General features: G+C 43.7%; 16 protein-coding genes and 1 other annotated feature. Of the genes, 7 read left to right on the top strand and 9 right to left on the bottom strand.

The window, feature by feature from the left end; translation table 11 throughout:
• The first annotated feature begins 7 nt into the window (after positions 1 to 7).
• Positions 8 to 742 (top strand): MerR family transcriptional regulator, encoded by a 735-nt coding sequence (locus tag AC5LIL_RS07530; RefSeq protein WP_499823763.1) that lies wholly within the window; start codon positions 8 to 10, stop codon positions 740 to 742.
• 5 nt (positions 743 to 747) lie between these two features.
• Here the strand turns inward: AC5LIL_RS07530 and AC5LIL_RS07525 are convergent, their stop codons facing one another.
• Complete coding sequence (locus AC5LIL_RS07525) at positions 748 to 1,449, bottom strand: CPBP family intramembrane glutamic endopeptidase (RefSeq protein ID WP_499823762.1); 702 nt, start codon at positions 1,447 to 1,449, stop codon at positions 748 to 750.
• Positions 1,450 to 1,540: 91 nt separating this feature from the next.
• Between AC5LIL_RS07525 and AC5LIL_RS07520 the strand changes: the two genes are divergently transcribed.
• Positions 1,541 to 1,927, top strand: a complete 387-nt coding sequence (locus AC5LIL_RS07520; RefSeq protein ID WP_274665152.1) for an NUDIX domain-containing protein — start codon at positions 1,541 to 1,543, stop codon at positions 1,925 to 1,927.
• 67 nt (positions 1,928 to 1,994) lie between these two features.
• Here the strand turns inward: AC5LIL_RS07520 and AC5LIL_RS07515 are convergent, their stop codons facing one another.
• Both AC5LIL_RS07515 and AC5LIL_RS07510 read right to left on the bottom strand, forming a co-directional pair.
• Entirely contained in the window at positions 1,995 to 3,227 is a 1,233-nt protein-coding gene (locus AC5LIL_RS07515) for an MFS transporter (RefSeq protein WP_499823761.1), read from the bottom strand.
• Between the two features lie 58 nt (positions 3,228 to 3,285).
• Positions 3,286 to 3,539: a binding site (T-box leader), on the bottom strand.
• Between the two features lie 100 nt (positions 3,540 to 3,639).
• Positions 3,640 to 4,878 (bottom strand): MDR family MFS transporter, encoded by a 1,239-nt coding sequence (locus AC5LIL_RS07510; RefSeq protein WP_499823760.1) that lies wholly within the window; start codon positions 4,876 to 4,878, stop codon positions 3,640 to 3,642.
• A gap of 127 nt (positions 4,879 to 5,005) precedes the next feature.
• On the opposite strand from AC5LIL_RS07510, the gene AC5LIL_RS07505 reads away from it, so the two are divergent.
• Entirely contained in the window at positions 5,006 to 5,770 is a 765-nt protein-coding gene (locus tag AC5LIL_RS07505) for a helix-turn-helix domain-containing protein (protein ID WP_499823759.1), read from the top strand.
• Here AC5LIL_RS07505 and AC5LIL_RS07500 read toward each other — a convergent pair.
• From AC5LIL_RS07500 to AC5LIL_RS07480, 5 genes are all read right to left on the bottom strand, one after another.
• A complete protein-coding gene (locus AC5LIL_RS07500; RefSeq protein WP_499823758.1) occupies positions 5,757 to 6,161 on the bottom strand; it encodes a nucleoside 2-deoxyribosyltransferase in 405 nt (134 codons plus the stop codon). The genes AC5LIL_RS07505 and AC5LIL_RS07500 overlap by 14 nt on opposite strands.
• 18 nt (positions 6,162 to 6,179) lie before the next feature.
• Positions 6,180 to 6,464: a hypothetical protein gene (locus AC5LIL_RS07495; protein WP_499823757.1), complete on the bottom strand. Its 285-nt coding sequence runs from the start codon at positions 6,462 to 6,464 to the stop codon at positions 6,180 to 6,182.
• Positions 6,448 to 6,927 carry a helix-turn-helix transcriptional regulator gene (locus AC5LIL_RS07490; protein ID WP_499823756.1) on the bottom strand — a complete coding sequence of 160 codons (480 nt, stop codon included), beginning with the start codon at positions 6,925 to 6,927 and terminating at the stop codon, positions 6,448 to 6,450. The genes AC5LIL_RS07495 and AC5LIL_RS07490 overlap by 17 nt, the downstream gene beginning before the upstream one ends.
• 28 nt (positions 6,928 to 6,955) lie before the next feature.
• On the bottom strand, positions 6,956 to 7,252 hold the full coding sequence (locus tag AC5LIL_RS07485) for a hypothetical protein (RefSeq protein ID WP_274665159.1): 297 nt from the start codon (positions 7,250 to 7,252) through the stop codon (positions 6,956 to 6,958).
• A gap of 100 nt (positions 7,253 to 7,352) precedes the next feature.
• Positions 7,353 to 8,558: a cation:proton antiporter gene (locus AC5LIL_RS07480; RefSeq protein WP_499823755.1), complete on the bottom strand. Its 1,206-nt coding sequence runs from the start codon at positions 8,556 to 8,558 to the stop codon at positions 7,353 to 7,355.
• Positions 8,559 to 8,677: 119 nt separating this feature from the next.
• Between AC5LIL_RS07480 and AC5LIL_RS07475 the strand changes: the two genes are divergently transcribed.
• The 3 genes from AC5LIL_RS07475 (at position 8,678) to AC5LIL_RS07465 (ending at position 10,497) form a co-directional block, all read left to right on the top strand.
• Positions 8,678 to 9,046 (top strand): PH domain-containing protein, encoded by a 369-nt coding sequence (locus tag AC5LIL_RS07475; RefSeq protein ID WP_214692319.1) that lies wholly within the window; start codon positions 8,678 to 8,680, stop codon positions 9,044 to 9,046.
• Between the two features lie 101 nt (positions 9,047 to 9,147).
• On the top strand, positions 9,148 to 9,831 hold the full coding sequence (locus AC5LIL_RS07470; RefSeq protein ID WP_499823754.1) for a hypothetical protein: 684 nt from the start codon (positions 9,148 to 9,150) through the stop codon (positions 9,829 to 9,831).
• 6 nt (positions 9,832 to 9,837) lie between these two features.
• Positions 9,838 to 10,497, top strand: coding sequence for a hypothetical protein (locus AC5LIL_RS07465; RefSeq protein WP_499823753.1), 660 nt, complete (start codon positions 9,838 to 9,840; stop codon positions 10,495 to 10,497).
• A 121-nt stretch (positions 10,498 to 10,618) separates the two neighbouring features.
• Here the strand turns inward: AC5LIL_RS07465 and AC5LIL_RS07460 are convergent, their stop codons facing one another.
• A complete protein-coding gene (locus AC5LIL_RS07460; protein WP_499823752.1) occupies positions 10,619 to 11,338 on the bottom strand; it encodes a DUF5694 domain-containing protein in 720 nt (239 codons plus the stop codon).
• 172 nt (positions 11,339 to 11,510) lie between these two features.
• Here AC5LIL_RS07460 and AC5LIL_RS07455 point away from each other — a divergent pair, with 172 nt between their 5' ends.
• Entirely contained in the window at positions 11,511 to 12,491 is a 981-nt protein-coding gene (locus tag AC5LIL_RS07455) for a Gfo/Idh/MocA family protein (protein ID WP_499823751.1), read from the top strand.
• The last annotated feature ends 24 nt before the right edge of the window (positions 12,492 to 12,515 follow it).

The raw sequence follows: 12,515 nt of genomic DNA, 5'->3' as shown, positions 1-12,515 counted from the left end.
ATAAACGTTGGCTAGACACTATTCAACGGGAGAGGTCGCAAGAAAACTGAACGTGTCTGTGCGTACGCTTCGATACTATGACCAAATCAATTTGGTCACCCCCTCGTATACGAACGATGTACAGAAACGATTTTATAGTGATGACGAAATGTTTCGGCTTCAAAAAATCATGCTTTTAAAATCGATGACCGTCCCGCTCGATGAGATTCGGAGAATCTTAAATGAGGAATCTCTTACAAGCATCTTGTCCGCCCATCTGTCCTCGTTAGAAGGAAAGATAGAAGAATTGCAACAGGCGCAGAATCATACGATGACACTCCTTCAATCCATGAAGCTCGAAAATGAAAAAATCGATTGGACGAAACTACAACATATTCAAGCGAAATCAAATGACCGGAAAAAATGGACGGACTATTTTTCGGAAGAAGAGTCTGACTCATTGAAAGCAACTTTACCTAAATTAGAAGACGGTGAGCATGATACGAAAAAGTGGATCAACTTGATTCGGAGAACCGAAATTCTAATCGAACGTGGGGTCTCCCCTTCCTCAAAAGAAGCCCAAATTCTTAAAGAAGATTTGACGTGGTTAACAGACGAGACATTTGGAGAAAATCAGCAATTGATTGAATCATTTTGGAAGATTCGAAAATCAACTGATGCATCGAATGAATTAGGACTGTATCCAATCAATGCATCGATTCTTGCCTATATTGATTCACTATATCAAGAGATAGCAGACTGATTCATTCATGCCAATGCAGTCAATAGAACGGCCAGCCCATTAAAGGTACCATGGATGACCATGCTGGAATAAATGGAGTTTGTTCGTTCATAAACCCAGGCGAACACAAGCCCAGATACAAAATTGACGAGTAATGTGTTTGTTGTCGGTAAATGAGCGAGAGTAAAAATTCCAGCACTTACGATCATCCCAATCCAAACCCCAAATCGTTGCTCAAAGAAGCGGTATAAAAACCCGCGATAAAAGATTTCTTCATAGATTGGTGAAACGATGGCTGCCGATCCGAACGCAATCAGTATGGAGATAAGCGACAAGTCACTTTGTAAACTCTCTGTTTTTATGTTCGATGTACCGATGCCGAAATAGGTTTGGATTACAACAATGATGAGACTAATTACAATTAATACCACCGTCCATAGAAGGATTATCTTCGAGTCTTTACATGAAATACGACGAAGCCCTAACGTTTCGAGGGATATGGTCCGTGGTCGTATTGCGACGAAATAGAGGACAGTCATAAACACTACGGCTAACGCCAAGCCAATACTTGTTCCTGAATAGAGGGTGTTTCCCCATGATTGCTCTAAAAAGTTGTATAAGTGTTTTTCGATGAGTAGGGGCGTCACTCCGAATAGAAGAATCATTGTGATTGCGAACTGATTCCATGTCCAAATGGGAGTTGTTTTCTTTTGCATTAGACTGAACATCGTGTTTCCTCCTCATGTCGTTGTAGCCCCATCATATCGGGTGACGTAACGTCACCTGCAAGCAGAAAAATAAAAAAGGAGTAATAAGACTATGAAACAGTGGATTGGATCAGCTGCTTTATGCATCAACGACGAAAAGAAAGTTCTGTTCGTAAAGAATCGTGACGTACAAAAATGGAGTTTGCCATCAGGTGGTTTAGAAGAAGGAGAAACTCCTGAACAGTGTTGCCTGCGTGAAGTGTTCGAAGAAACGGGCTATCGCATTTCGATTAATCAAAGATTACATATCAAACGAGCCATCATCTCAAGTTACCAAGTCGAAACGCACTATTTTTTGGCAACGTGTGACGAGCGGATGGCGACCGCAACTATCGACTCGGACATTGATGAAGTCAATTGGTGGTCGATTCATGAAATAGAGCGATTGGAACTTGCATTTCCAGAGGATCTTGAGCTGATTAAACAGTGGAGTGTATGATGAAAAATCATTGAAGCGATTCACCGAATCGAACAAGCCGGTCGCATAAAAACGACCGGCTCATGACTTAAGAAACTTCTTCGATTTGATTGTGATTGAAATACTCCCGTTTCGAACGGTCGCGCATGACATGTATGGTGTAACAACCAACAAGGAAGAAGATAATCGAGAATGCGAGATAGACTGGACGAATCCCAACCATTTCGGCAAGAAGTCCAATCCCAAATGTGAGTAGGATGACGAGTAGCGACTCTGCCACATTGATAGCGCCAGAGAACCTACCCATGATTTCGACCGGGACATGGTGTTGATAGAATGATAAGAATCCTGTATTTGCAAAGGCAAGCGCGAATGTCAGGACAAAAAATCCAACCGAGGCCATCATGAATGACGATGAACTTGCGAAAAGAAGATAGCCGACTGGTGTCATGATCGCCCCGAATCCAATACAAAACGATAAGGACAAGCGGTGACTCCATCTTGAATTGATGAGTGATCCAAAGATAATCCCAATCCCAGCGATACTGACGAGAAAGCCATATCGGCTCTCAGACAAGTGAAGGACTTGGGTCGCGAATGACGCCTCCAAGGAATCGAGTCCAGACATGAAGATGGTCATGACACAGAACAATCCATAAATGAGCGTCACGTATTTGGAATTTGATGCAAATCGTACGACCATTTTCCAATCCTCGATAATGAAACTTACAGAGAATGGTTCAATCGACGCTTCTGTTCGATGATGAGACCGAAGGCGCGATAGCATACCGACCGAGACGATGAGTGCGAACGCGTTCACGAAAATCGCAAATGTTGGGCTCCCGACTAGAAAGAGCAGTCCTGCAATCGTCGGACCTAGAATAAACCCGGATGACTGTACAAAGTTCTTCATCGCATTGAACTTTTGTCGGTTCGAGGCAGGTACGAGTTGCGTCATGTAGACCAGACTCGATGATTCGAATAACGAGCTCATCACATTGAGAAGAAAGACGATCCCGTAGATGAGCCACAGTGAATCAATCCAGCCTAAGCTGAATACGAGGAACGCACGCAGACCATCCAGTAACATCATCAGTCGTCTCGTATCGACCCGGTCAATCAGGCTACCTGACCAAAGATTCGAGACGAGCGAGGCGAGCGGGACTAATACATAGAGAATCGAGACGGCGAAAGGGGATCTAGTCATCTCTAGGATAATCAAGTTGAGCGCAATGAAGTATATCCAGGCACCAAGGTTTGAGATTCCGACACTAACGAGCAGTAGCGCAGAGGTTTTTCGAAACGAATTCAAGTCAATCACTCCTTCTATTTTTGATCACTTTCGGAACGCAAAAAAATCCCACCCCCAAGAACGAATTCTTGGGGACGAGATTCTCATCGTGGTGCCACCCCTGTTCGTCCGTACGTCACCGCACGAACCTTATTCGGTACTGCCGAATGAATCGGACTATACCTCAACTCTATAACGGGAGTTCCCGTCGCCACATCCCTCGGGGTGAGTTCCATAGCGCTGCTCAGAGGCTTGTTTCGATCAACGTTCTTTACTCCTTTTCACCAGACGGAGCTCTCTTAGAAAGATTCATTGATGTACTGTTCTCTTCATCGCGTTTGTCAGATCATTTTTAAAAGGATAGCATATTGTGAAAAATATTGGAAACGTTTCTGGTAAAAAGATGTATATCTTCTTCAAGGTACTAAACTATGGTTGTCATCTAGGAAGCTCGGTCCATTTCTGAAGGTTGACACTTATCCAGTTCTTTCAAGATTGAACGATAGAAGAAGATTGCCAATATACCAAAGCAAATATAAGTGATGGCCATCCAACCAGGTGACACGACATCATAAGTCGAGACGCTGATTGCGCCGATGAGAAGCGCACCTCGGTAGCGGAAACCGTTCGCGGCCAAGTATTGACTGCGGAGGTGGTCTTCGATGAGTCGAGCTAGCATGGCTTGGTGGATGGGGACATATAGCAGTTCTCCAAACGTGAAACAAGCCGTTGCGAGCACTAACATTGAAAGATCATGTGAAACCGGTAAGATGGCGAATCCAAGACTGAACAGTGTGACACCCGTGTAAAGTAACGCATGTTCAGAGATAGATTTGGTCCAACGCATCAACACAAGACCGAGCAGTAACACGAGAATCGTATTCTCCGCTCGAAGCAGTCCGAGAATCTTCGTCCCATCTAGTGAGAAATGGAAGAACGGGACAACGTGTAACGTTTCAGCAAAGTGAATCGCGAGATAATGCGTAAGCTGCAACTCTAATGACAACGTCAAAATCCCTGCGACGAGGTATTTCCAAAAGAGATGGTTCCTCATGACCGTCTGGTAACCTGTCCATACACCAGTGGTCTTATGTCCTTTACGCGGTAAAGGTTTATAGTTGTCTTCTAGTTTGAAGGAAATCAGGAATACACATCTGAATGAAAGAATGGCTGCCGATAATAACAAGTAGAAGAGATGTTGTTCGAAGAAAAAACCTCCGAGCAAACTACCGATGACGATGGACCCGTTCATCAGCCAGTAACTGAGTGTATACAAATATTTTCGCTGCTCGGGTCGGCTATCATCAATCAAGATGGCCTCGTTTGCAGGTGTGATGGCACTACTCAGAAGGTTACTGAAAAAGAAAAAGATAAATAATAAAACGGCATTGTCGATTATATGAGAACCTACGATTGCCATGCCGATATAACAGACGAATCGTAGCATTTCTCCGATGAAGAGCACGCGTTTTCTTCCATATCGATCGGACAGAAGACCACCATAGAGGCTTGCGATGAATGAGGCAATCATCGTCAGGATGATGAGCGGTCCAGTATCCGTCGCACCGAATTGGCGAACGAAATAAATCGTCATAAAGGGAAATATGGCGGTTTGAGTCAGTTTTTGAAAGAAGTTTAAGGCAAGTCGTATTTTTAAATTGGGATGAAGCGATTGAAACATGCGAATCACCATCTTTTCATAAGGTCAGCGAAGTGGCCACTTGACTGTTATGAACAGTATGCGTGATTTGAAGTGATTCATCGTGCACTATATTGCTCGATTTTTGCGCAATAATCTGGAGGGGTATATGGAACAATTACTGACACTGCCTGACGTTGCCATACGTTATGTCTCCTTTAATGGGGATTGGACGACAGAGAGAGAAGAGAGCGTAGAAGACATCGTCTGGGTTCTCGTATTGGAGGGAAAGATTGGGATTGAGGTGGATGCGTTCGAATATCGACTTCAAGATAGCGAATCGATTGTAGTTCAACCGAATCAGTCCTTTCGACTGTTCGCTGATGCAATTGAAGCGACTTACGTGAGTTTTCGATTTACTGCAAGTCGCTTGAGCGGATTTGAAAATAGATTGAATCCAACGTTTCCATCTGTAGCGGTCATGTCTATAAGAAGGTTGCTAGGGCAATGGTCAAGTCGATGGTTTTTAGGGATGGATTCAACAGTTGAAGTCATGACGTTCATTCAAAGTCACCTCCTTCACACTTCTTTAGAAGATGAAGACATGTTCGCCTCTGTCTTGGGAGTCATTCATGATTCTTATCATACAGAGCTTCGCATCGAGGAATTGAGTCGAATCGTTCATCAAAGTAAGTATCAGTTCATAAGAAACTTCCGAGAGCGAATCGGTCAGACGCCGTATCAATACATCACGAGACAACGCCTGATTCATGCAAAGTCGCTCCTTCGCTATTCGGATCTTACACTACTCGCAATCAGTCAAGAAGTCGGGTTCAACAGTTCGGCTCAACTGAACAAGCATTTCACGGAATGGGTAGGTTGCACCCCGGCTCGATTCCGTGAGAATAAAGGACATCAGCTCAAGCGTGATTAGAGAGCTTCAATCGATCTTGGATTTGGTGGGGGAGGGCGCTGAACGGTCCCTCGCAAAGTTGTACCGCATATACATGATAAAACGTGCTCGTCTCCTCCATATTCATCATTTGATCACCCAAATCGTAAAGGAAAACGGGTTTGTTCGTCCCGAGTGCAATCCCGAGTTCGACGTGTGCGCCTTTGCCTCCAGGCAACAGGATGACAACGAAGTCCGCTGTTTGAATTCCAGAAACCTCTTCTTCGCCAATCGAGCGTAACGCATCAATTGAAGCGGCGCGGTCGTTTTGTGTCCAGTCATACGTATGCGTGTGACCGAGGGCCATCAGCTCATCACGTATGAACCGTACTTCTTCGATATTCGCAAAACTTGAACCGACATAAAATCTCATAGGAAACCCTCCAATTCGTTATAAGTGATTCATCTGGTAAAGCGCTACGACATAAAACATGGTGATCAACAGACAACAGAGTACAAGGAAAAAAATCACGCTAATCAGGACGAATTTTATCAAAGAAAGTGGAACGTATGATTGAATCAAGCCCGTGATCGATATAGACGAGAGGACGAGTAAAATGATTGTGCCAACTAACCAAATGTAGTCATACGTGATGTTTGGCATCTGCCAAAAGTAGACGATTGTTATGACGATTAGACTGAAAGCCATCACCAAATCTTTATGCTTTCGTGTCATCTGAAACCTCACGCTGATGTTCCAACTTCGACCTTACCTGTTCGGCATCTTCCGCATCAAATGTGCTGTACCACCTCACATGATCGAGGTCGATGATACGATAATGTCCGCTGATGATATTTTGTTGAAGAGTGAAGTATGGTCCTTCTTCGATTGCGTGCCAGAAAACACGTCCTCCGAGCGTCTTTTCTTTCGGTTCATATGTGTTCGCGGTCGCAATCAGTTTGACGAACTCGACCGGGTCATCACCAATTAAATGGATGAGGATCTCACTCTCATTGAACAAGGCGCATAGCGTGACTACGGTCGACCAACTCGCTTCATTCCGTTCCTTCTCGATTTGAATGAGTGTTTTTTTGGATATACCAAGTAAACTCGCCATCTCATCTTGTGAATGCTGGGATTCAATACGAATCAATTTCATTTTTCGAGAGACCTGTCCAATAAATTCAGATTTTTGCATATGATTTTTTCCCTCCTTTTCATAGAACTCAAAGTGACGCCGAGCTAATGAAGATCAGAATCCATGAGATGCCGAGAAACACGGTGAATAAGAGCAGACAGACGACGATATAGCAGGAAATGTATTGCCAATATGTGAACCGTTTCGATTGATAAAAATGGTATGTAAAACTGAACGTCGCGATGCCGATGACTAAGAAAGCGACGATATCCCAGATGATGCCGACTTTTAAGAACGATGGAGTAAAATACGATGCAACAAGTGCAAGTACAACCGTCACCACTCCAGTAGAAATGGCAGCAGATGGTGTTGAAGTGTTTTCCAACATAATCACCTCTTAATATATTACAAGTGTAATTTTACACTAAAAGTAGACAAAGTCAATTTTCAATTCGTAAAAAAGCCCTTCTCAAGGAAGGACTCTATCAATCGTCATGCTTGTTCGTTAAATATGTCGTCAGTGGGTAAACACCGATACTTTGTAAGATCAGGGAGAGTAGAATGACGGCGAACGCGAGGGATATCATTTCGCTCGACCCGGCAATTTTCTCTGCCTCTAGCCAGAGCACGAGGGCAATCGACATCGTTCCTTTGATTCCCGACCACGTGAGTAAGGAAGTCGCCGTTAAATCGTCTTTAAATTCCTTACGCCAGACGGGGACCGAATAGACGAGGCCGCCGACGACGATGAACCGGGTCACGATTGAAAGTAAGAATAAAAGAACTGCGAACGTCCAGAGAGATACAGACAAATAGCTGGTCGCTTCAATTCCAATCAATAAGAACAAGAGAGCGAGTAACATCGGAATGACGATGTCCCAGAAACCATCCAAGTGACGCTGGACCGATTCGTAATCCTCTTTTGTTCCGAGTTCGTGAGACAACATCATACCTGCTGTCACCGTTGCGAGTACACCAGATACTTCTAGCGCATCGGCGAGGTAGAAGGCACCATATGCAGTCACAATCGTCAACATGACAAGCTCATGCTTTTTAAAGCTGACAATCATCATTTTCTTAAGTAAAAATCCAGAAATGAAACCAATGCCGATTCCTCCGGCAGACACAATCAAAAATTCGGTCAAGAAATTGAAGGTGGAGAAACGCTCTCCCGTTGCGAACATACTGAGAAAAATGGTGAAGATGACCACACTCGTTCCATCGTTCACCATCGATTCACCTTCGACAACATCCGCAATCCGCTTCTCACCTTTACTCCGCTTTAAAATCGCGGTCACGGAAACGGGGTCGGTCGGAATCAAGATGGACGCTAATAAGAAGGAAGCAGTCAGGCTGAGCGGGGTGAAGAACTCACTGATCCAAAATGTGCCATATCCCATCAAGATGGCGGTCAAGACAAGGCCCACCGTACTCAATATCGTGATGATCCCAATATTGTCCTTCAAATCTTTGTATTTGAACTGATAGGCAGATGTAAAGAGAAGTGCAGGCAGGAACACCTCGAAAATCATATCTTTTGAGATGAACACCGAATCAAAAAAGGCGATATACGAGAGACCGATCCCGATCAAGACCAAGATGACCGGAACAGGGAAGTAATTGCGTTTGGAATCAATCAAATAAATGAAATAGCCAATGAGTAGTAATGTGATCACCTGTTGCGCAATCATAACGACGTCCTCCTCTACATTCAACATGCTATACACTATCTTCCCATTCAAGGTCTAATCAAACGAGAAATGTGGAATATAGGGGATAGTACATTCATTTCATATAGGGAGGAATCGATATGGGAAACCCAATTGGCGATTTGTCGTGGACGTTTTATTCAGAGTGTGAGGTGCCGAGTGATATCACCGAGACATTCATCGATGGGGAGCGGGCCGTCGCTGCCTACAAGACGGTACGTGACGTCGCCGTATTCACGAACAAACGCCTGATTGTCCGTGACGCGCAAGGGCTCACGGGGAAGAAGATTGAAGTCTACTCACTTCCGTACGACTCAATCAATATGTATTCGACGGAGAACGCGGGACGCATGTTCGACTTGAACTCAGAAGTCCAACTGTTCACGCGCGCCGGAACAATCAAAATCAATCTGAATAAAAAAGTGGATGTGCGTAAGTTCGACCGTCTGCTCGCGGAAGCAATTTTGTAATACAGTGGACCGAAAAATCTTTCGGTCCTTTTATTTGGATTTTTCTGACAATCCATAATCTTGCATGATACGATAGGACATAATGTGTGACGGAGGTTACGATGCGATTTACAACCCGATTATTGATGATCATGCTCGGCGGTTTGATGTTGGTGACTGGATTTATCCATCTTGCTCGTCTGTTTTGGGAATGGTTTCACGACCCTACGGAGGGAGGGATTGTGCTCCTTTTTTCTGGAGAGGATGGTGAGAGCAGCGGTTTTTATGAAGGGAAGTCACGCAAGATGAGAGAGGACGATGAATTACAGTTCTTGAATATCGACTTTCTAGATTACACGTTCGGAGCAGATGGGACGGTGACGGAGTCAGGGAGTTCATACTGGTTATGGTTCCTTATTGGAGGATTGATTGTTTTAATGATTCTACTGATCATCGCGATGCGAAGAAGAAAGCGTGTCGTCTCGACCATTGATTTCTCGAGTGACGCCGTAAAACGAAGACGGAGAAAGACCAAAGCAAAAGAGTTTGTAGAATTTAAAGAGATTCAATGGACCGATAGCGAGATTCGGAATGCGCTCATCCAGTTCAACTTGAATTTACCGGTTTCATTAAAGCATCAATCGAATGAGACCGTTTTGGACTGGTTCAAACGGATCGGTGTTGAAGAGTTTGACCTCTCTCCTTATTGGAAATCGAGATATGTGGATGAAGGAGTGTCTGATGAAGAATCTAGACAGTTTCGAGAGGCGTTACAGTTCATGCGATTGGAAGAGGATAAGGGGTGATTGTGTATGAACGATGAAATAGAGGTGGTTGATTTCGATCTGCAGAAGTCAATGGGCTCCGCTCGTTTGGTAAAGTCCAATCATCGATTCTATATTAATTGGGATGAGCTGGTCATAGACCTTAGACGGCATGAATATGTCTCAGGTATTCGAATCATTGACGAGAGTCACTTGTTCATTTGGGCGTTTACGTTAGAAGGAGAACCGATCAATGCGTGGGTGCTGGATAAGCATGGACAGATCAATCATTCCTTTCATGCAGGAAACGCAATTGCAGCAGTTGTAATGAACGATACGGGAATCTGGATTGGATATGGGGACGAGGGCATCTTTGGAGATGGGATCTCTACCGAGGCACTCGTCTGTTTCTCAAAGGAGGGAAGCGTACATTTTCGGTACAATCAAGAAGTGAGAAAGGCCCCAGCTCTTCATGATTGTGACGTGATGTGTGCGTCAACGAATGGAGTTTGGGTCATCTCTTCAATCGATGCTCGTCTCGTCCATGTCCAAATGAACGGACGGATTGACTCCTATCCGATGCCCCGTCATCTCCTTGACTGTTCGTCATTGATGATTGAAGACGGTGTTGCCTATGTCATGAAAGACGAGCAGGTGTATCGCTGGCCATTCGAGGATAGAAAGCGTGCCGAACTAGTCGAAAGTTAACGAAGATATTAAGTAGATTAAATGGGCAATCAATTGAATTCTTTATCGCATTGAGAGTCAGTGGATTTAGTCACAAAATTAAAGGTCAAAAAAGCTAGGAGTATTATTTCACATACCGAAATCATACTAAATATGTGTTTAAATCATAAACAGAAAATAATCCGCTCTCACTCAAGAATTGCTTTAACAGATGGATATGTCCTAAACCATAAAGTACAAAGATGCGATCATTTGATTCCCTTAGTGACATCAATTCCTTAAAAATCATTAAGTTACGAAAATACCAGTAGTGTGATACCCACCTAGTACCAGACACTTCAAGAGATGCAATCTCTAAATAGGCGCGATGCATAGATAATGTAATTGTAGGGTGATTGATTTCTTTATAATAGTCAGAAATCGTACGATTCTTAAATATTTTTTCGATATGATTCATGACATCTTGTTGGGATGATAATATTTGCTCCATTTCTTGCTTCTTATCTTGAATAATGGTTTCTAAACTGAATCCCTCATCCTCATTCCAATCGATTGGATATACGAAATCTAGATAAGATTGTTGTGCAAGTCGGAATGCAATTTGTTCACGTTCGTTAGCGGTTGCTAATTCCGGCTGCTGAATGATACGTTGTAATTGCTCATTTATGTATTCTTTCTTTGAAGTATTCATTTCTACACATACTTTAGTAGGTTCAAATTTTGCTAATTGATTCACGAATTGTTTAATTTCTAACTGACGTTTTTCGCTTAACACATCTGGCATGTCCGGCATAAATAAATCACCATTGTTTGGCATGTTTAGATGCGTTGTGCCAACGAGCAATATATCTGTTTTATTCATAGTAATCCTCCTTATCAATTTGATGTATAGTGTTAACTACGCTTATACTTCTTCTAGGTTTCATATTTTGTTACTTGATTTCAAAAGAACCAAGTCAATATTTCTCATGGACCTTCGAGTTCATCCTAGTTAACAAACTTGTTAAAAATCTACATAGAAATGAGGAATTCACATGATTCGTTTCGGCATCATTGGTACAAACTTCATCACAGACTGGTTTATCGAGACAATCCATCAGTTGGATGACGTAGAAGTGACGGCACTTTACTCGCGCACGGAATCACGTGTTAAAGAATACGCAGAAAATCACTCCATTGTACATACGTTCACGTCACTTGAAGAGATGGCTCAGAGTGATGTCATCGATGCCATCTATATTGCGAGCCCGAACTCACTTCACGCCGAACAGAGCATCTTGTTCATGCAGCATGGTAAACACGTCCTGTGTGAAAAACCGCTCGCCTCGAACGTCCAGGAAGTCACTCGTATGATTGAAGTCGCGAAGAAGAACCACGTCGTCTTACTTGAGGCACTACGTAATCTGTTCATGCCGAACCTTGAACGGGTTCAACAAGCGATGGAACAAATCGCTCCGGTGCGCCGGGCCGTCTTCAATAAATCACAGTATTCTTCACGGTACGACCTGTACAAAAAAGGGGAGAATCCGAACACGTTCAATCCTGATTTTTCGAACGGCTCGTTGATGGACCTTGGTGTCTATCTCCTCGGACCTGCTTTGAAACTGTTCGGTCAGCCGAATGAGATCCAGGCGAGCGGCGTTACGTTGGAATCTGGAGTGGACGGGAGTGGTACGGTCCTTCTCTCTTATGACGACCTTGATGTAGTTGTCATGCACTCAAAGATTCATGCGACATCGACGCCTTCTGAGATCATTGGGGAAAAGGGACGCATCATCATCGACGATATTGCGACGTGCGATGATGTCCGTCTGGAGTTACGGAATGGCACGTCAGAAATCATATCAGAAGCGCAGAATGCTCCGATGTCATATGAGGTCGAAGCGTTCGTCCGTGCAATCGAAGCTAGGAAATCAGAGACGGATGCGCATTCAGGAACTGATATGATTCGTCTTGCTGATGTGATGACAACGGTACGAAAACAAGTTGGTGTGGTTTATCCAGCAGACAAATAAGTACACAAATAAAACGGTCCTCGA

It is taken from the genome of Exiguobacterium sp. RM11, assembly GCF_059821525.1.
Note: the sequence above shows the minus strand (reverse complement) of the source record. Positions and strands in the feature narration are given on the sequence as shown.